Genomic DNA, 19,504 nt, shown 5'->3' on the forward strand with positions numbered 1-19,504 from the left:
CCCGTGAAAAAACCTCTGCCCCTCCTCCTTCTCCTCGTCCTGGTCCTCGGCCTGCCGGCCGCCTATTTCTGGATCGGCCTTCGGGCCGAACGCGTTATGGAGGACCAGCGCCTGCGCCTGGCCGACCAGTACGGGGCCCGCGTGGTCCTGCAGGAAAAAGACCGGGGGATCTTCACGGGCACCTACCGCTACGCCCTGACCTTTGACGCGCCCATGCCGGCCCTGGCCGGGGCCCCGGCCCAACCGATCACCCTGGACCTCGTGGCCGTGGTCCACCACGGCCCGGTTCCCCTGACCCGGGGCGGCTTCACCCCGGCCCTGGCCGTGGTCGACACCACCCTTGCCCCCCGGGACGGCACGCCCCCGGCCGCGGTCGCCCTCCTCGAGGCCCTGCCCGACCTGCGCCGCACCACGCTGCGCACCACCTTCGGCTTTTCCGGCGACAGCCGCACCAAACTGGCCGTCCCCCCGGCCAAGGGACCGGTGCGCCTGGCCGACGGCACGGTCCTCGACGTCCAGTGGCAGGGCGCGACCGGCACCTGCGACGCCACGGCCGACGCCGCGTCCATCGACCTGGCCCTGTCCGTCCCGCTCCTGGTCGTCTCGGACAAGGCCACGACCATGACCTGGCAGGGGCTGTCCCTGGCCGGCCACACCACCCTGTCCGGGGAAAACCTCTACCTCGGGGACTCGACCCTGACCCTGACGGGATTGCGCCTGGAAAACGCGGGGCCCGCCGGTCCGTCCTTCGCGCTGACCAATCTGGAGGCGGTTGCCTCGAACGGCCGGCAAAACGATCGGGTGGATACGACCCTGACCCTGCGGGCCTCGGGCCTGGACCTCAAAACCCAGGCCAAGGGCGGGCTGGACGCCGCCTTTTCGCTCAAAAGCCTGGATGCCGCCGCCCTGGACGCCACCCTGGGCGAGGTCCGGCGCCTAAACGCCCAGCCGGCCACGCCCGAAGCCCGGACCCGGGAACTGACCGCGCTCTTCCTGCGCCAGGCCGGACCCCTTTTTTCCAAGAACCCGCGCCTGTCCGTGGACCGGCTGGCCCTGACGCTCCCCTCCGGGACGGTCCATGCCTCGGCCTTTGTGGCCTATGCCGGGGAGGGACCGCTGCCGGCCAATCCCCTGGAATCGCTGGGCCGGTTTTCGGCCTCGGCCACGGCCCGGGCCCCCCGGGCCACCCTGGTCGAGATCCTGGCCGCCGCCGGCTCGGGCAATCCCGCCCTGGCCGGTCCGGCGGCCCGCGGCCAGGCCGAGGCGGTCCTCGAGGGCCTGGTGGCCCAGGGATTCGTGGTCCGAGAGGGCGACGGGCTCTTTACGGTCGCGGACTGGGACGGCAAGGCCCTGGTGGTCAACGGCCGGTCCCTCTTCCAGCTGCCGGACAGGCCCTGAGGAAAAGCCCATGGACCACGTGCGCGCCTTTGTCGGCATCCCCCTGCCGGAGGCCTGCCAGGACTTGGCCGCCGACCTCGGCCGGCGACTCGCCTCCCTGGCCTACGGGGCGGCCAGCCCGGTCAAGGCCGGCAATATCCATCTGACCTTGAAGTTTCTGGGCAACGTTCCCGTCGGCCTCGCCACCGGGGGGGCGGACGGCGGACCGGCCGGCCTTCCGGCCGTGGCCGAGGCCCTGGCCGGCATCCTTTTCGCCCCGTTCACCCTGCGCCTGGGAGGCGGCGGGTTTTTCCCGGGGCCGGCCCGGCCCCGGGTGGTCTGGGCGGCCCTGGCCGACGGGGCCGGGCCCTGCCACGCCCTGGCCCGGGCCGTGGAGGCGGCGCTTGCTCCCCTCGGCTTCGTCCCGGAACCAAAGCCCTTCACCGCCCACCTGACCCTGGCCCGGCTGCGGGAGCCGGGGCGCGGCGGCGACTGGCCGGAGATGCTGCGCCTTTTGGCCGCAGCCGGCTGGCCGACCGTGCCGGTCGGGTCGTTGACGCTGTGGCGGTCGGTCCTTGGACCGGCCGGAGCGCGCCACGAGGTCCTGGCCGCATTTCCGGCCACCGCGGCCTGACGATCCAAAAGAAAACGCCGCTCCGGGGAGAAGCGGCGTTTGGCAGCGGCGCGGGGTTCGGGCGGACAGGCCGCAGCAAGTCGCGGCCCGGCTCGGCCCGCAGGAGTGTGGGCGTGCCGGCTAGATGTAGTCGCCCCGGTTGAACTTGATCTTTTCGGTCACGGTCATGACTTCCAGTTCGTTGACCAGCGACCCGAGGCCCGAGTTGGCATCGCTTGGCAGATCGTCCTTGAGCTGCTTGACGCCGGTTTCAATGTTCTGAAGGACGCCGTAGGCCTGCTTGAGGGAATCGCCCCCCGAGCCGGAGGCCAGCGTATCGGCGTAATTTTCCCACTTGGCCAGCAGGGTGTCCATGTTCTTCATAGCCGCGCGCTCTTCTTCGCTGAATTGACCGGTGGCTTCGACGGTGCCGGCATCCTGGACCCCGGACAGGTCCAGGGAAGCCAGGCCGCCGAGCGGCGGGGCCGCAAGGCCCGTGGTCTGGGCCGTCTGGTCGCCGCCGACCTCCTTGGCCAGAAGGGCGGCGAAGGCATCCGAATTGCCGGAAGTCCCCTTTGCCTGTTCCGCTATCTGCCGCAGGGCGGTCAGTTGGTCGGTCTGGATTTTCATCGGCCTTCCCCCCCAGTGACGTTTCCTGCATTCATGCAAGGAACCTGCCACTGGCAAGTTTCTCTTAAAATATTGAAATATATTACAAATTAAATTTTCCGACCAGGAAATTTTTGCCCCGCCCCCTGCGTCCACCCCCTCTCCATAAGACAGGGGAAACGCCTTGTCTATTGCCATCCACTTTGGCATCCTGGGCTAAGCGGGCCGCACCCTTCCCTTTCGGCCGGACCGGCCAAAACTTGAGCGTCAAACGGGCCATGCCCGATGCAAGGAGCAACCGCCATGCCGACACTGAAAAAGATCCTGTGCGCCGTGGATTTCTCCGAAGGTTCCCCCCGGGTGGCCGATTACGCCGCCACCCTGGCCACGAGCTCCAAGGCCGAGATCGTGTGCGTCTACGTCGCCCCGTCCCTGGCCGAGTACGTGGGCTTCAACGTGCCCCAGGCGGCGCTCGACACCTTCATCGGCGACGTGGTCGCCTCGGCCGAGACGACCATGGACGAGTTCGTGACCGAAAATTTCAAGGGCCTGCCCGCCCGGGGCGTGGTCCTGGCCGGCTACCCGGCCGAGGAGATCCTCAAGGCCGCCGAAACCGAGCAGGCCGACCTCATCGTCATGGGCACCCACGGCCGCACCGGCATCGACCGCATCATCTTCGGATCCGTGGCCGAGATGGTGGTCAAAACCGCCGCCTGTCCGGTCCTGACCGTCAAACCCCGCCCGGGGGCCGCCTAGCTGTTGCGTCCCTGAAAAATACGCCAGTATTTTTCAAGATAAAAAAACCAGTGTTGCAAGTCCGTTGCCTTGAAAACATGCCGGCGCGGACTTCGGGGACACGACACGCGTGTCCCGCCAAACCCCTTCGGAGCAGCCGATAATGCAGCCGACCGACCGCATCCGGGAGGACGTCCGGGAATTCACGCCCTACGCCCCCGGCCTGTCCATGGAAGAGATCAAGGAGCGCTACGGCCTGGCCCGGGTGGTCAAGCTCGCGAGCAACGAGAACCCGCTCGGCGCCTCGCCCCTGGTCAAGCGCGTCCTGGCCAGGAAGGCCGACATGGTCTTCCGCTACCCCAGGGCCGGCAATCCCGCCCTGGTGGCGGCCCTGGCCGAGGCCCACGGCGTGCCGCGCGGCTGCGTGGTGGCGGGCAACGGCTCGGACGAGATCATCGACCTTTTGGTGCGCGTCACCTGCCGGCCCGGGGTGGACAACGTGGTGGCCTTTGCCCCGTGCTTTTCCATCTACGTGCAGCAGACCAAACTTTGCGGGGTGGAACTGCGCCAGCCGCCCCTCGGCCCGGACTTCGCCTTCGACCTGCCGGCCCTGGCCGGGGCCTGCGACGCAAAGACCGCCCTGGTCTTCCTGACCAACCCGGACAACCCGTCGGGCTACGCCGTGCCGGCGGACCAGGTCGTGGCCCTGGCCAAATCCCTGCCGCCAAGGGCGTTGCTCGTGGTCGACGAGGCCTATGTGGAATTCGCCGACCCCGAGGCCGACCATTCCATGCTGCCCCGGTGGGGGCAGTGCGACAACGTGGTGGTCCTTCGCACCTTCTCCAAGCTCTACGGCCTGGCCGGGCTGCGGCTCGGGCTCGGGGTCATGCCCGAGTGGCTGGCCGACTACCTGCTGCGGGTGCGCCTTCCCTTCAGCGTCAACCTGCTGGCCGAGGCCGCGGGCATCGCCGCCCTGGAGGACACGCCGTTTCGGCAGGCGAGCCTCGAGACCGTCCTTCGGGGCCGCCGGCTCCTGGCCGAGAAGCTGACCGGGCTCGGCTGCCGGGTCTATCCGTCCAAGGCCAACTTCCTCATGTTCGCCCCGCCCTCGCCCCAGTGCGGCGCGGCCGACGTGTTTAAAGCCCTGCTCGGGCGCGGCATCATCATCCGGGCCCTCAAGAGCTACGGCCTGCCGGAACTTTTGCGCGTCAGCATCGGCAACGACGAGGAAAACGACCTCTTTCTCGCCGCCATGAAGGACCTCGTCGAAAATGGCTGTTAAGGCGCACCGCATCGTCACCATCGACGGCCCGGCCGGGGCCGGCAAGACGTCGGTCTCGCGCCGGGCGGCCGGGCTCCTGGGGCTGGCCTACCTCGACACCGGGGCCATGTTCCGGGCCCTGGCCCTGCGCCTTGGCCCGGAGGGGCACGAACTGCCCGAGGCCGAGCTCGACGCGCGCCTGGGGGCCATGGTTTTTTCGCTGGCCGGCTCGGGCGCGGACACGACGCTCCTGGTCGACGGGGCCCCGCTCCCGGACGCGGCCCGGACCGAACAGGTCGGAGCCATGGCCTCGAACCTGGCCGTCTTGCCGGTGGTGCGCCGCCGGCTGCGCCTGGCCCAGCAGGCCCTTGGCCGGGCGGCCGATCTCCTGGCCGAGGGCCGGGACATGGGCACGGTGGTCTTTCCCGAGGCCGGCCGCAAATTCTTCCTCGACGCCTCGCCCGAGGTCCGGGCCGCGAGAAGGGTCGGCCAGCTGGCCGCCCTCGGCCGGCCGGCCGATTACGCCGAGATCCTTCGCGCCATCCGCCGCCGCGACGACCAGGACCGCAACCGGGCCGCCTCGCCGCTGGTGCCGGCCGCCGACGCCCTGGTCATCGACACGTCCTTGCTCACCGAGGACGCGGTGGTGGCCCGGATCGTGGAAGCGGCCGGCGGCTGAGCGCCGCCTTCCCCCTGCTAGCCACAGCGGCGCCGGTGTCCGGACGGGACCCCGCGCCGCCTTTTCGTTTCCGGGACCCGAGTGCCCCATTTTGGCCCACCGGTGTTGCAAAACGCTACAGAATTGTCTCCTTCCCGCCGCGCCCCGAAGCGTAGAAACGGCCTGAACCGGTCTTAGTCACGTTTTGGCCCACTCCTTGCTCTGAGGCCGCCATGCCCCGGGCGTCCACCCGGGCCACGCGAGGGAAATCATGCACACCACACGTCCCATTCCGCCGGCCAAGCCGTCCGTCCCCCATCCCGTCTCCCTGATCTACACCATCTACCGACACGGCGCCCGTCTGAGCGAACGCGAGGCCCTGGAACGGGCGCAGGCCACGGCCAGCCGGCTCGGCCTGTCATCCTGAGCACGACTCCTGCCCAACCTCCGGCCGGCGACGTCCCCTGAACCGGCCGGAGGCCTTTTTTCCCTACCCGTCCCTGCCGCCGCTTTTTTTCCCCGACCGACGCCTTCGTCCGCACCGCCGGTTTGCCACGGCCGGCCGGAGCCGCTATGCTTGGCCGACATGCCGGGTCCCGGGGCCGCCTGCCCGCCCGGCCAACCGCAACCGATTCCCGGACACCCCATGCCCGCAATGCGCCTCGCCATCCGCCACGCCGATTCCCTGGCCGCCGTGCGCCGCGTCCTCGACAACGTGCTGCCGGATTTCGCCCACGTGTTTCCCGCCGACCGGGCCGCGCCCATCCTGGTCAAGCCCAACCTCAACGCCAACATGAACGCCCAGACCGGCAACACCACCGATCTGCGCCTGCTGACGGCGCTCCTCGCCTGGCTGCGCGAGGCCGGATACACCGACGTGGTGGTCGGCGAGGGCACCAACTCGGGGTTTTACCGCAACCGGATCGGGGTCATCGCCAGGCTGCGGGTGGACCGGGCCGCGGCCGCCTTCGGCTACGCCGCCGTGGACCTCAACCACGTTCCGGGCCGGCCCGTGGCCTTTGAAAACGGGGTCACGGCGCTTGTGGCCGCGCCGGTCCTCGAGGCGGCCCTGGTCATCAACCTGCCCAAGCTCAAGACCCATTTCGAGGCCGGCATGTCGGTGTGCCTCAAAAACCTCATGGGCTGCCTGGTCGGCCAGGAGAACAAGAAAAAGACCCATCAAAGCCTGGCCGCCAACATCGTCAACCTGACCGAGGCCGTGCGCCCGGGCCTGCACATCGTGGACGCCCTGGTCGCCATGGAGGGGCTCGGGCCGACGCGCGGCACGCCGCTTCGCTGCGACACCCTGGTTGTTGGCGAAAATCCCTACCTGATCGACCTGGCCTGCGCCCGCCTGGCCGGCGTTCCGGCCGGGCAGGTCCGGCCCCTGGCCGAGGCCCGGCGGCGCGGGCTGGCCACGCCGGAGATGGACGCGCTCCTCGACGGCCTCGACCTCGCGCCCGTGGCCGGACGGCCCTTTGCCCCGCCCGTGGCCGGGAAACTGGCCACGTTCATCCACAGCCCCAAGCGCCAGAAATATTTCCTGGCCGTGCGCAACACGGCCTTTTTCCGGTGGCTGGCCGGCACGGACTGGTTCGGGGCCCTGCTTTTCAAAACGGGCCTGCGCCAGGACGTCTTTTGCCGGGAGGAGATGCGGCTGGAAAAATTGACCCTCGACCGGGCGGCCTGCGACGGCTGCGGCGTCTGCCGGGACTTCTGCCCGGCCGGCCTGGATCCGGCGGCCGTGCATGCGGCGGACGCCAGTGCGGCCACAGCGACTGGCGAAAACGCGGCCACGGCCGCCAGCGAAAATGAAGCCTGCCTCGGCTGCCTCTACTGCTTCCTGGCCTGCCCGAAGACGGCCCTGGCCTTTCACGGGGAGGAAGGTTTCCTGGCCGAACAGCGCCGCCAGTACGACGCCCTGGTCCGGTCCCTGGCCCCGCCGGCCTGCCCCCAGGACAAGGACCTTCTGGTCCGCTAAACGGCAAAAGGGACCCGAAGGTCCCCTTTCCCCAAAGCCGGCCGCCTACGCCGCCCCGCCCACTCGTCTATCCCACGTGGGCCCACTCGGACCCACGCGGGCCTACTCGGGGCCGCTCGGACCCGTTCGGGTGGGTCCGGGAGGGGGTGACCCCCTCCCGGCCGCCGGAGGCATTCCCCGGCCTCTCCCGCGACGCCCTCCGGCTAGGCCCGGCGCAGCTTGTCGATGATCTGGTCCATGTCGCCGGACAGGTCGGCCAGGGCGTGGACGGCCTGGGCCGACTCGTGCATGCCGGTGCTGGTGGTTTCCACCACGTCGCTGACCTCGTTCATGGCCCGGTTGATCTCCTCGGCCGCGGCCGACTGCTGTTCGGCGGCGGCGGCGATGCCGGCCACCTCGCGGGCGCTGGCCTCGGCCAGGTCCAGGATCTCGCGCAACACGCCCCCGGATTTCTCGGCCAGTCCGGTAGCCTCGGTCACGGCCGCGGCCGCCTTGTCCACGTTCTCGATGTTCCCGGCCACGGACTGCTGGATGCTGACCACGGCCTGCCCCACCTCCTTGGTGGCGGTCATGGTCTTTTCGGCGAGCTTTCGCACCTCGTCGGCCACGACCGCGAATCCCCGTCCGGCCTCGCCGGCCCGGGCGGCCTCAATGGCGGCATTAAGCGCCAGCAGGTTGGTCTGGTCGGCGATGTCGGAGATGACGGACATGACCCGGCCGATGGCCTGGGTCTGTTCGCCAAGGGCGCTCATGGCCGTCTTGAGGGTGGCCGACACGGCATTGACCCGATCAATCGACCGCATGGAGTCCTCGACCACGTTGGTGCCGGCCGACGCCCTGGCCTTGGTGTCCTCGGCGGACTGGGCCGCCCGGGAGGCGTTTTTGGCCACGTCGAGGACCGTGGCCGTCATCTGGGCAATGGCCTCCACCACTTCGCGCAGGCGGTCGCGCTGGTGGTCGGCCCCGTGGCGCACCTGCTCCACCTGGTTTTCCAGCTGGCCCGAGGCGGCGATGATGCTTTCGACCACCAGGCCCAGGTTCTCGGCGGCCTCGAGCATGCCCTCGCGCTTGGCCACCTCGGCCATGGCCCGGGCCTTTTCCGCTTCCTCGCGGGCCGATTCCGCGCACCGGGCCCCCTCGTTGGCCTCCTCGCTCATGGCTTGCGCCTCGGCGATCTTGGCCTTGAGCCCAAGGACCATCTTTTCGATGGCGCCCTTGAGGTCGGCCATCTCGCCGGCGAAACGGCCCTCGGCCTTGGCCTCGAGGTCGCCCTTGGACACCTTGCGGGCCAGGTCGATGACCCGGCGCAGGGGCGAGGTCATGCCCCGGGCGGTGAAGAATCCGACCACCAGGACCACCAGGGCCACCACGCTCGAGGCGGCCAGGGCGGAATAGAGGATGGTCCGTTCGGTGGCGGCGATGGAGGCCCGGTCGCTGCCGATGAAAAGCATGCCCGCGATCTTGCCGTCGGCTCCGGTCAGGGGCCAGTAGGCCGTGTTGTAGTCGAGGCCGAGGATCTTGTTGATCTTGAGGAACCGGCCGCCTTTTCGGAGCACCGTGTCGAGGACCTCGGGATTGTCCATCTTGGTGCCCACGGCCCGCTTGCCGTCGCGTTCGATGGAGGTGGCCACCCGGGTGTCGCCGTAGAAGATGGTGCACTCCGTGCCGAGCACCTTCTTGATCTCGTCCACAAAGGCGTTGCTCGAGGACAGGTTGATGCCGGCCGTGACCGTGCCGACGATCTTGCCGCCGGCATGGACCGGATGGCCGGCCCGCAGGGAGAACTTGACGGCCGTGCCCTCTTCCAGGCCGACCGTGCCCTGGCCGGCCAGGGCCTTTTGCACGTTGATCTGGTTTTTGACCGAATCCCCGGCCTGGTCGGAGTGGCCCCGGGCCACGACCACGCCCGCCGCGTCGGCGATGGTCACGAATTCGATGCGCAGCTCCCGTTGGGCCTCCTTGGCGATGGCCACCAGGGCGGACTTGTCCCGGGCCAGGATGGCGGCGGCCACGTCGGGCCGGGTGGCCAGCAGGAAGGTGACCCCTTTGACCTCCTTGCCGGCTTCCCGGACCATGGAGTCCACGGCATCGGCCTTGCTGTCGATCTGCTCCTGGCTCATGCGGTTGAGGCCTTCGGCCAAGTAGTAGTGCACGGTCAGGGAGATGGCCAGGGTCAGGAGCGCCACGGTGAAAAGGAGCAACGCGATGATTTTGCCGGTCAGGTTCAGTCGCATAAACGCCTCCGAGAGCGACCGGGAAAACCCGGCAACCGCCTTCGTGAAAATTTGCTCAAGCCATGTCTGAATGGATGCAATTCGACTATAAAATAAAAAAATAGCCCTGCAAAGGACTTGGAAGCGGGAGAGAAAGATTTATCGGCAGAGGCAAAAGAAAAAACATATTTTTCACAATTCGAGGCAGGCGGGGCACCGGCAATACAGGCCAAGCGGTAACGGCCGCCCCGGCAGCCGACGGACGACAAAAAGGAAAGAGACGCGCCCTCTGGTGGGGCCCCTTGCAACCCGGGTCCGCGTCCGGCCCCGGTGGGCGGCCTCACGGCTGGGACCCACCGGGGTTTTGCCCGCCGGCGGGCCGACGGATGCGGCCGGAAACGGCCCCCGGCCCGGTTCGGGCCCGGGGGCCGGTCCTCCAAAAGAACCAGGCCCTCTCTTTCGAGCAAGAACAGCGCCTCAAGCCTGTTGCCGCGAAATCGACAGCCCGGATTGAACCCACGCGAGCCTCGTGGGGCGGTCGCTAAAAAATACGTTATTCTCGAAATCCGTCGGCACGGATTTCGGGCACGCGCCCCTAGCGGCCGAGGAAACGGGCCAGCACGTAGCCTTCGCGGCCGCCTGGCAACACCCGGACCTGGACCCAGTCGCCCAGGCGGGGGGAGAGGACGGCCACTTCCTGGCCGTCGTGGAGATCCTCGGTCACCGGACAGGTGAGGCTCGGACATTCGAGAAGATTCAGAAGCGCGGCCCGGACCTTGTACACGGACTGCGGCGGCACGGGACCGGCCGGGGCGGCGCGGCCGGCGCAACCGGCCAGGCCCGGCAGGGCCGTGGCCAGGATGATCGCGGCCAGGAGCAGGGAACGACGCATACGACCTCCGCACGACACCCGCCCCGGCCTGGCTTCGGCCGGGCCCGGGCCGGACTTTTTAATGAAAACAGGAATCATTCGTATTGCATTTCGCCTGGGTTCGGGCCATGGTGCGGCGGAGGCGAACCAGGCGGCCGGTCCGGGGCGCCACGCTACTGGCCGTCGAAGGTCCGCATCCGCTTTTCGCTGGCCCGCAGGGCGTCTTCGGACGGGCACTTGCACACGGCCGAGGCCGCGTCAAAGGGACTGTCGGCCGCGACTCCGCCCGGCCCGACGAAGACCAGCTTGTCCGGATCGGGCTGGGAGATGGGATACGTGCCGGGATTGCTGGAACAGTCGCCGCAGGTGGCGGCCCAGGTGTTGTAGCCGGTGATGGCCACCTTGGCCACGCAGCAGGTGCCGAACGGGTCGATCGACTGTTGCGCCTGGGCCGCGAGGCCGCAGGCCGGCCACAGGGCCAGGGCGCAACCGAGGACCGTCCAGAAACGCGCCGAGCGTGAGCGAAGCGGATGGGGCATGGTTCCTCCCGGGCGAAAGCCTCGAAACAGTGGCATTTTTGAAAACTAGCGGGTCCGGCCGGCCTTGTCCAGACATCCGCCCGGCCCTCCGGCCGGCGGGACGGCGAAAACGCCCGGAGCGGGCCAAGGCATCTTGCATTTTGCGCCAAGCCGGTCCATAAACTGGTACCGTGCGCCCACCGGGGCTCTCCCGGCAACCCCCAAAAAAAGAGGTCTCACCCATGCACGATCACGAACACGTTCACGAACACGAATATGAAGAAGACTGCTGCGTCGAGGAAGTGTCCGAAGCCACTGTCGGCCAGGAAGTGGCGGACTTCAGCCTCAAGGTCTACGATCCCGTCGAAGGCGCTTTCGGCGAGATGGACACCGAGGAGATCAAGAAAGACGGCAAATGGACCATTCTGGTCTTCTACCCGGCGGATTTCACCTTCGTGTGCCCGACCGAGCTGGCCGACCTGGCCACCAAGCACGAGGAGCTGGTCAAGCTGGGCTTCGAGGTCTTCTCCGTGTCCACGGACACCGAGTTCGCCCACCTGGCCTGGAGAAATTCGGAACGGCTGCTCGAGAACGTCAAGTTCAAGATGGCTTCCGACCCGACCGGCCAGATTTCGCGCTATTTCGGCGTGTACGACGCCGAATCGGGCCTGGCCCTTCGCGGCACCTTCATCATCAATCCCGACGGCCTGCTGGTCTCCAAGGAGATCAACTTCTACAACGTCGGCCGCAACGCCGACGAGCTTTTGCGCAAATGCCAGGCCAACGTCTACCTGCGGGAAAACCCGGCCGAGGCCTGCCCGGCCAAGTGGACCCCCGGCGGACAGACCCTGACCCCGTCGGAAAAGCTCGTGGGCAAGGTCTACGAAAACTACAACGAAATGCCCTAGGCGGCGTCCTCCCCGCCCCGGGCTTGGGACAGACCGCTTCCGGACCACCGTCCGGAAGCGGTCTTTTCGTGGCCCGCCCGGCAACCCGCTCCCTCTTGCGCCGCGCGGCCGGCCGGGGTACCCCGGCCGGAACGTCCGGCCCTTTTGCCTCTTTTGAAGGAAACCCCGTGCCACACGCGTCCCCCGCCGCCCCGGCCACCCGGCTCGCCTCCCTGGACCTCCTCAAGATCCTCGGCTGCCTGTTCGTGGTCCTGCTCCATTCCATCGTGGCCCGGGTCGAGCGCGTGGACGATTCCACCGCCTGGTGGCTGGCCAACTGGATGAACGCGGCCGGCCGGGAGGCGGTGCCGGTCTTTTTCATGATCAGCGGGGCCCTGCTCCTGCGAAAGGACGTGCCCGCCCTGTGGCCCTACTACCGGAGCGTCCTCGTCCGGTACGCCCTGCCGCTTTTCGGCGGCCTGGCCACCTACAAGGCCCTGGGCATGAGCCAGGGCGACGCCACCCCGCTTGTAAACACCGTCCTTTATAATTTCGCCGACAACCAGGGCTTCCATCTCTGGTTCATGTGGACCTTCCTCGGCCTGGCCCTGGTCGTGCCGCTGCTGCGGCCCATGGTGGCCGCCCCGCGCAACCTCGGCCTGTTCCTGGCCCTGTGGGCCGTCTTTTGCGTCCTGGCCCCCTGGCTTGGCGAGGCCGGCGTCCGGATACCGGTCGGCAACATGCTGTTCGTCTTTTTCACCGGCTATTTCGTGCTCGGCCATGGCCTTTTCCGGACGGGCTTTCGCGTGGACGAGCGGCTCCTTGTGGCCTGCATCCTCCTCTCCATCGTGGCAACCGCCTGGCTGACGGCCGATTTTTCCTTGAAGGCCGGGGTGCTGACCACCAAATTCTATGAAGGCCCTTCCCCGTGCATCGTCCTTTTGAGCGCCGCCACGCTCAAGCTCTTCCTGCAGCGCTTTCCCGGCCAGACCTCCCCGCTGGTCCGCACCGTGTCCGGCGCGACCTTCACCATCTACATCTACCACGTGGTCGTCCTGACCGTGGTCTCCCGGCTGCTCGGCCCGTCCACCCTGGCCATGAACGTCTTCGTCCACACGCCCCTCGCCTTTGCCGCCTGCACCCTTCTCTATCTGGCCGGCCGGCGGATTCCGGTGGTCCGGGCCTTTTTCCACGGCTAGGCCCCGGCCTCGCAGGACGGGCGCGCCTGGTTTCCGATCCAACATGCGCATCCAACCGGTTTTTATCCTGAAAAATACCGGCGTGTTGCCCCAGGACGCAACGCGCGGTCCGCGTCCTAGTATTTCGACAGCACCCGTTTGAGCGCTTCCCGGTCCACCGGCTTGGTCATGTAGGCGTCAAACCCGCTTCGCATATAGCGGTCGATCTCGTCTTTGAGGGCATAGGCCGTCAGGGCGATGATCGGGACACGCGGGTCCACGCCCTCGGGCGGGGCGGTGCGGATGATCCGGGTGGCCTCGTCGCCGGCCATGTCGGGCATGCGGATGTCCATGAGCACCAGGTCGAAGCGCTCCCGGGCCAGGCTGTCGAGGGCCTCCCGGCCGGACCGGGCCAGGGCGACCGAATGCCCGAGCGTGGCCAGGAGCTCCCGCATGAAAAGCAGGTTCACGGCATTGTCCTCGACCACCAGGAGCCGCAGGCGCCGGCCCGTGGGCGTGGCCGCATCCCGGGCCTTTTCCTCGCGCGGCTCCTGGACCCCGAGGGTGATGGAAAAGGAGAAGGTGCTTCCCTGGCCTTCCCGGCTCTCCGCGATGATTTCCCCGCCCATGAGCTCGACCAGCCGCTTGGAGATGGTCAGCCCCAGTCCCGTGCCGCCATAGAGGGCATGGGCCGAGGAGTGGGCCTGCTCGAAGCTCTCGAAGATGCGCGAAAGCCGCTTGGCCGGAATGCCAATGCCGGTGTCCCGGACCGTGAAGAGCAGTCGCCGCGTTCCCGGCTCGGCCGCCCCGGCCGCCAGGGCCACCCGGACCTCGATCCTGCCCTTGCCGGTGAATTTGAGGGCGTTGCCGACCAGATTGGTCAGCACCTGGCGCAGCCGGCCGGCGTCGCCGATCACATGGTCGGGCACGTCGTCGGCCACCCCGTGCTCGAAGACCAGGCCCTTTTCCCCGGCCGCCACGAGCAGGGGCTCGACCGCGGACTCGAATTCCCGGCGCAGGGCGAAGGGGGCGGCGGCGAGCCGGATCTTGCCCGCCTCCATCTTGGACAGGTCCAGCACGTCGTTGACGATGCCAAGCAGGTGCAGGGCCGATTTGTCGGCCAGGTCCAGGTACTGCAGGATGGTCGGATCGGCGGATTTGAGCCGGGCCAGGTGGATCATGCCCATGATGCCGTTCATGGGGGTCCGGATTTCGTGGCTCATGTTGGCCAGGAATTCCGATTTGGCCTGGTTGGCGGCTTCGGCCTCCTGCTTGGCCTGGAGCAGGGCCTCCTCGCCGCGCCGGCGCTCGGTCATGTCCGTGAAAAAGATCGCCACCCGCCGCTGTTCGGGGTCCCCGACCCGGAAGGCGTTGACGTCGTAAAAGCGTCCCAGGCCGGCAGCCGGCTTTTCGACGCGCACGGACTGGCCCGTGGCCGCCACATGGCCGTAGATCTGGAACCAGTGCTCCTCGTGCTCCGGGACCAGCTCCCGCATCCGGCGTCCCACGGCGCCGATCAGGCCGGTCTGCTTGGCAAAGGCCGGGTTGACTTCCAGGAAGCGGTAGTCGACGGGCCGTCCGGCCGGGTCGAAAAGCACCTCGATCAGGCAGAAGCCCTCGTCCATGGAATCGAACAGGAAGCGGAACCGCTCCTCGCTGGCCTTGAGTTCCCGGCCCATTTCCACCAGGTCGGTCACGTCGTAGGAGAAGGCGACCACCGAGGCCACCTGCCCGTTCTCCACCCGGTCCGGATAGGTGCGGACCTTGCGGTGCCGCTCGCCGTCGTCGGAGGGCAGGGAATACTGGAACCCGTCCCCCTGGCCGGTGGCAAAGACCCGCTCCACGGCCGCCTCGATCCGGTCGGCGAATCCCATTTCCCGCCACACGGTCTCGGTCGGGCGGCGGCCGAGGAAATGGTCCTGCGGCAATCCGGAAATCCGGGCGACCGAGGGGCTGACGTAGGTATGGCGCAGGTCCCGGTCGAACTTGGAGACGAAGACGCCGGGCAGGTTCTCGACGAGCGTCCTGTGTTCCTCTTCGCTGGCCCGCAAGGCCTCCTCGGCCCGGCCGCGGGACAGGACCTCGGCGATGGCCAGGCCCAGGGCCTCGGCGGCCAGCAGGTCCTCGTCCGTGTAGCCGCCGGGCTTGTTGGCCAGGGCGAGCAGGCCCAGGGCCAGGCCCCGCTGGCGCAGGGGCACGCCAAGGAAACTCGCCAGGGGCGGATGCCCGGCCGGGGCCCCGCCGCTGTCCGGATGGGCGGCCGGGTCGTTGGTGAAAAACGGCTCGCCGAGGGTCAGGACCCGGCCACAGAGGCCGTGCGGGTCCAGGCCGAGGGAATGCGACCGCTCCTCCCCGCCGGCCGGGGACGGCATCCGGCACGGCTCCTCCCCCTTTTCGCTCATGGCGATGGCCGTAACGCGCCCGTCCGGGCCGACGTCGCCGATGAACCCGCAGCCGCTGCCGGTCACCTCCTCGGCCACGGCCAGGCAGGCCGCGGCCACCTCGGCCTCGGATTTCTCCTCGACGACCACCTGGAAAACCCGGCTGAGGCCGGCATACAGGGCGTTTTGCCGGCGCGAGAGCTCCTCGCGGTCGCGCAGGGCCTCTTCGCGGCGCAGGCGGTTGGTCACATCCCGCAGGTACTGGATCGTGCCGACCCGGACGCCGTCGCGCCGCAGGGGGACAAAACGGATCTCATACCAGGTGCGCTCCGGGCCCGGATCGCCGAACCCCTCGACCACCGAAAACGCCTCGCCGGCCCGGGCCCGCTCGAAAAGTTCCCTGACGCCCGCCGTCCTTTCCTCCGGCAGGCCGGCGAGGGCCGCCATCAGGTTCGTGCCGACCGCGATCGCCACGCCGAATATCCTGGCAAACGCCTCGCGGTAGGCGCCGTTGACGGCCAGACAGCGAAAGTCGGGATCGTGGGCCGCCATGAGCTCCGAGGAGCCGTCCAGGATGCCTTGGAGCAGCGAAACGACAGCCTCGGGATCCACAGGGCCCGTCATGGCCTGCCGGCCGGTGTTGTCCGCCTGGGGGGTCACGTTCTACCTCCGGAAAATCTTGTCCCTAGGGTGGCAGATATCCTGCCGGTGGCTTTCCGTCCAGAGGCAAGGCCCGTTTGCGGCCGCGTCGGAAAAAAACGGGGGCCGGGGTCCCCCGGACCCGCGGCGTCCGTGCCCCGGCGGCCCAGACCAGGCCTTCGGCGGAATGCGTTCGAACGCCGCAAGGGATATAAGACTTGGACTGGCGGGGCGGTCTCTTGTATGCTTTGCCGGGAACTGCGAGGCACTATGGGCAAGCTCAACATCCGCTGGCTGGTGGCGGCCTATGCCGGCGGCAGCCTGACCTGGATCGTGGCCACGGACCTGCTCATCGGACGCTATCTGCCGTCTGTCCCGGCGCATCTGCTCACCGTGAAGGACGCCTCCTTCCTGTTTCTCGCCTCGGGGCTCCTGCTTGGCCTCCTGACGCGGCAGGCGCGGCAACGGGAACGGCAGGACCGGGCCCTTCGGGAAAGCGAGTCCCGGTACCGCTCCCTGTTCATGGGCAGCCTGGACGCCCTGGTGCTGGCCTCGGACGACGGGCGGTGCTTTTGCGCCAATCCCGCCGCCGAGGCGCTTTTCGGCCTGACGGAAGCCGAAATCGTCCAGGCCGGCCGGGCCGGCCTGTTTGATCCGGACGACCCGCGCCTGCCCCGGCTGTGGCAATCCCGGGCGGCAACGGGGCAGGCCCGCGGCGAGGTCCGTTTTCGGCGCAAGACCGGCGAACTGTTCGAGGCCGAGGTCTCCGTCTCGGCCTGCGAGGATTTCCACGGCCAGCCCTGCTTCTGCCTGGCCCTGCGGGACATCTCCGCCCGCAAGCACACGGAGGAGGCGCTCCAGAAGGAGATCCAGCGCCGCCGGGCCCTGATGGAGGTCAGCAACGACGGGATCGCCATCTTCAGCCAGGACCACCGCATCCTGGAGGCCAACCGGCGATTCGCGGCCATGCTCGGCTATCCGCCCGAGGCCATGACATCCCTCTCCTCCTGGGATTTCGAAGCCGCGCTGACCGAAGACCAGATCCGGTCGGCGTTTCGGGATTTCACCCACATCAACCAGACCTTCGAGACCCGGCACCGCCGCCGGGACGGCACCGTCTACGACGCCGAGGTGAGCGCCAGCGGGGCGCGGATCGGCGACGAACGTTTGATCATCACCATCTGCCGGGACATCACGGACCGCAAACGGACCGAGGAACGCCTGCGCCAGAGCGAGGAGCGGTTCCGGTCGCTTTTCGACAACGTGGAGACCGTGGCCGTCCAGGGCTACGACCGGGACCGCAACGTCCTCTACTGGAACCCGGCCAGCGAGGCCCTCTACGGCTACAGCCGGGAGGAGGCCCTCGGGCAAAAGCTCGAGACGCTCATCATCCCGCCGGCCATGCGGCCGTACGTGGTCGAGGACATCCGGCGGTGGATCGAGGAGGGCAGGCCCATTCCGGCCGGGGAGCTGCGCCTGTCGCGCCAGGACGGTTCCGAGGTGCCGGTCTTTTCGAGCCACGTCCTGCAACAGACGGGTTCCGGCGACTGCGAGCTTTTCTGCCTGGACATCGACCTGACCGAGACCGAGGCCATGCGCAAGGAGCTGATCGCCTCCAAGGATGCGGCCGTGGCCGCCAACCGGGCCAAGACGGAATTTTTGGCCAACATGTCCCACGAGATCCGGACCCCCTTAAACGGCATCTACGGCATGCTGCAGCTGTTGGCCACGACCTCGCCCGACGACGAGCAGCAGGAATACGTCACCGCGGCGCTCAAGTCCGCCAAGCGGCTGTCGAGTCTTCTTTCCGACATCCTCGACCTGTCGAAGATCGAGGCCAACAAGCTCGACATCTGCCGCAAGGCCTTCCCGTTCCAGGAGCTGGTGCAGTCGCTCAAGGACATCTTCGTCCTGTCGGCCCGGGAAAAGGCCCTGCGCATCAAATTCTCGGTCGAGGACGGCATTCCGGGCCATCTGGTCGGGGACGAGATCCGGGTCCGCCAGATCCTTTTCAACCTGATCGGCAATGCCATCAAGTTCACGGAAACCGGCGGGGTGGCGGTCAAGGCCTGCCTGCTGCCCGAGTCCGCCGACGGCAGGGTCCGCATCCTTTTTTCCGTGAAGGATACCGGCATCGGCATCCGGGAAGACAAGGTCCACTACGTCTTCGAACCGTTCGCCCAGGCCGACGGCTCCTACATCCGCGAGCAGCAGGGCGCGGGGCTCGGGCTCACCATCGTCAAGCGGGTGGTGGAGATGCTCGACGGCATCCTGTGCATCGACAGCAAGTTCGGCTCCGGCACCACGATTTCGGTCGCCCTGCCCTTTGACCACTGTCGGGAGCCGGCCGGCCCGGAGGCCGCCGCCCCGGCGGGCCTGGACCGAACCGGGAAGCGCCGCCGCATCCTCCTGGTCGAGGACGAGGAGACGAACCGCGATGTGGCCCGCCGGATGCTGGAAAAATTCGGCTGGGACGTGACCGTGGCCGCGGACGGCCAGGCAGCCGTGGAACAGGTCTTTGCCAACCACTTCGACTGCATCCTCATGGACATCCAGATGCCGGTCATGGACGGCGTCGCGGCCACGCGGCTGATCCGGACCGCCGTGCCCCTGGGCGAGAAGCGGGCCATCCCCATCATCGCCATGACCGCCTACGCCATGTCCGGGGACCGGGAGAAGTTCCTGGCCTGTGGCATGGACGAGTACATTTCCAAGCCCTTCGAGCACACGGACCTGCGGGCGGTGGTCGAGAAGGCGCTGGCCAGGCGGCCCCGGCTGGGCTGACCCGCCTGCCCCGGCCGCCGTCCCTTCCCGCCAAGGCGGCGGGGCCTGTCCGTCGGCGCGATCGGACGGCCGTGCCCGAAAAATTCCCTGCCCCCTTTTTTCCGGCAATATTTCCCGAACCCGGCCGTCTTGTTTCATGAGGGTTGCGAAGCGCCACGCCTCGCCGCCCGCACCAGGAAACACTTCTTGCCGGCCGTACCCGGAGAAAGCGCCATGCCCGCACCCGGACCAGAAGAAAAAAAAACGCCATGACGGCCCCGGCCTCAAAGCTCGCCCAGGCCATGGAGCGGGAGAAGGCGAAGTTTTTCCGGTTCGTGCGCAAGCGTCTGTCCCGGATCTCCTCCATGGACGTGGAAGACATCGTGGCCGACGTGGTTTCCGGGCTCCTGCGGCGCGCCGACGTCTTCGGGGAAGTCGAAAACGCCATGGCCTACGCCTACCGGTCCCTGGAGAACAGGATCACCGACTTTCGGCGCAAAAGCCGCGACACCGTGTCCTTAAGCGCCGACGACGGCGCGGCGGCGCCGCTGGCCGAACGGCTCCCCTCGCCGGCGGCCGGTCCGGAAGGCGCGTTCGCGGACCTCGAGATGCGCGACCGGCTGGTCTGGGCCCTGGGACGGCTGTCCGCCCGGGAACGGGCCCTGTGGATCGCCACCGAAATCGAAGGCCGTGGCTTTCGCGAACTGTCCGAAGAATGGGGCGAGCCCCTGGGCACGCTCCTTTCCCGCAAAAGCCGGACCACCGCCCGGCTGCGGGAGATGCTCAAAGACCACCGCCCCGACTGACACAAGGAGACATC

General features: G+C 68.2%; 16 protein-coding genes. 11 read left to right on the forward strand and 5 right to left on the reverse strand.

Features of this window, described 5'->3' with window-relative positions:
- The first annotated feature begins 3 nt into the window (after nt 1-3).
- Nucleotides 4-1,398: a YdgA family protein gene (locus tag DFW101_RS09825; protein ID WP_009181360.1), complete on the forward strand. Its 1,395-nt coding sequence runs from the start codon at nt 4-6 to the stop codon at nt 1,396-1,398.
- Between the two features lie 10 nt (nt 1,399-1,408).
- Nucleotides 1,409-2,011: an RNA 2',3'-cyclic phosphodiesterase gene (thpR, locus tag DFW101_RS09830; protein ID WP_009181361.1), complete on the forward strand. Its 603-nt coding sequence runs from the start codon at nt 1,409-1,411 to the stop codon at nt 2,009-2,011.
- Nucleotides 2,012-2,131: 120 nt separating this feature from the next.
- Here the strand turns inward: thpR and DFW101_RS09835 are convergent, their stop codons facing one another.
- Nucleotides 2,132-2,620 (reverse strand): hypothetical protein, encoded by a 489-nt coding sequence (locus DFW101_RS09835; RefSeq protein WP_009181362.1) that lies wholly within the window; start codon nt 2,618-2,620, stop codon nt 2,132-2,134.
- Nucleotides 2,621-2,902: 282 nt separating this feature from the next.
- Here DFW101_RS09835 and DFW101_RS09840 point away from each other — a divergent pair, with 282 nt between their 5' ends.
- The 5 genes from DFW101_RS09840 (at nt 2,903) to DFW101_RS09855 (ending at nt 7,234) form a co-directional block, all read left to right on the forward strand.
- Nucleotides 2,903-3,355, forward strand: coding sequence for a universal stress protein (locus DFW101_RS09840; protein WP_009181363.1), 453 nt, complete (start codon nt 2,903-2,905; stop codon nt 3,353-3,355).
- A 142-nt stretch (nt 3,356-3,497) separates the two neighbouring features.
- Nucleotides 3,498-4,616: a histidinol-phosphate transaminase gene (gene hisC, locus DFW101_RS09845; protein ID WP_009181364.1), complete on the forward strand. Its 1,119-nt coding sequence runs from the start codon at nt 3,498-3,500 to the stop codon at nt 4,614-4,616.
- Nucleotides 4,606-5,274, forward strand: coding sequence for a (d)CMP kinase (gene cmk, locus DFW101_RS09850; protein ID WP_009181365.1), 669 nt, complete (start codon nt 4,606-4,608; stop codon nt 5,272-5,274). The genes hisC and cmk overlap by 11 nt, the downstream gene beginning before the upstream one ends.
- Nucleotides 5,275-5,524: 250 nt before the next feature.
- Nucleotides 5,525-5,680: a hypothetical protein gene (locus DFW101_RS19795; protein ID WP_009181366.1), complete on the forward strand. Its 156-nt coding sequence runs from the start codon at nt 5,525-5,527 to the stop codon at nt 5,678-5,680.
- Nucleotides 5,681-5,899: 219 nt separating this feature from the next.
- The gene (locus DFW101_RS09855; RefSeq protein WP_009181367.1) at nt 5,900-7,234 is read left to right on the forward strand and encodes a DUF362 domain-containing protein; all 1,335 of its coding nucleotides are present in this window, start codon (nt 5,900-5,902) and stop codon (nt 7,232-7,234) included.
- A gap of 203 nt (nt 7,235-7,437) precedes the next feature.
- On the opposite strand, the gene DFW101_RS09860 is transcribed toward DFW101_RS09855, so the two are convergent.
- From DFW101_RS09860 to DFW101_RS09870, 3 genes are all read right to left on the reverse strand, one after another.
- On the reverse strand, nt 7,438-9,468 hold the full coding sequence (locus DFW101_RS09860; protein ID WP_009181368.1) for a methyl-accepting chemotaxis protein: 2,031 nt from the start codon (nt 9,466-9,468) through the stop codon (nt 7,438-7,440).
- A 574-nt stretch (nt 9,469-10,042) separates the two neighbouring features.
- Complete coding sequence (locus DFW101_RS09865) at nt 10,043-10,339, reverse strand: SH3 domain-containing protein (RefSeq protein ID WP_009181369.1); 297 nt, start codon at nt 10,337-10,339, stop codon at nt 10,043-10,045.
- 152 nt (nt 10,340-10,491) lie between these two features.
- The gene (locus DFW101_RS09870) at nt 10,492-10,857 is read right to left on the reverse strand and encodes a hypothetical protein (protein WP_009181370.1); all 366 of its coding nucleotides are present in this window, start codon (nt 10,855-10,857) and stop codon (nt 10,492-10,494) included.
- 221 nt (nt 10,858-11,078) lie between these two features.
- On the opposite strand from DFW101_RS09870, the gene DFW101_RS09875 reads away from it, so the two are divergent.
- Both DFW101_RS09875 and DFW101_RS09880 read left to right on the forward strand, forming a co-directional pair.
- A complete protein-coding gene (locus tag DFW101_RS09875; protein ID WP_009181371.1) occupies nt 11,079-11,744 on the forward strand; it encodes a redoxin domain-containing protein in 666 nt (221 codons plus the stop codon).
- Nucleotides 11,745-11,911: 167 nt separating this feature from the next.
- Entirely contained in the window at nt 11,912-12,922 is a 1,011-nt protein-coding gene (locus DFW101_RS09880; protein ID WP_009181372.1) for an acyltransferase, read from the forward strand.
- A 116-nt stretch (nt 12,923-13,038) separates the two neighbouring features.
- Here DFW101_RS09880 and DFW101_RS09885 read toward each other — a convergent pair whose 3' ends face one another.
- Nucleotides 13,039-15,942 (reverse strand): PAS domain-containing protein, encoded by a 2,904-nt coding sequence (locus DFW101_RS09885; protein WP_009181373.1) that lies wholly within the window; start codon nt 15,940-15,942, stop codon nt 13,039-13,041.
- Nucleotides 15,943-16,191: 249 nt separating this feature from the next.
- Here DFW101_RS09885 and DFW101_RS09890 point away from each other — a divergent pair, with 249 nt between their 5' ends.
- Together DFW101_RS09890 and DFW101_RS09895 are read left to right on the forward strand one after the other, a co-directional pair.
- Nucleotides 16,192-18,705 carry a PAS domain-containing hybrid sensor histidine kinase/response regulator gene (locus DFW101_RS09890; protein ID WP_009181374.1) on the forward strand — a complete coding sequence of 838 codons (2,514 nt, stop codon included), beginning with the start codon at nt 16,192-16,194 and terminating at the stop codon, nt 18,703-18,705.
- Nucleotides 18,706-18,953: 248 nt separating this feature from the next.
- Entirely contained in the window at nt 18,954-19,490 is a 537-nt protein-coding gene (locus tag DFW101_RS09895; protein WP_009181375.1) for an RNA polymerase sigma factor, read from the forward strand.
- Nucleotides 19,491-19,504 lie beyond the last annotated feature (14 nt).

Source organism: Solidesulfovibrio carbinoliphilus subsp. oakridgensis (assembly GCF_000177215.2).
GTDB classification, from domain to species: Bacteria; Desulfobacterota; Desulfovibrionia; order Desulfovibrionales; family Desulfovibrionaceae; genus Solidesulfovibrio; species Solidesulfovibrio carbinoliphilus.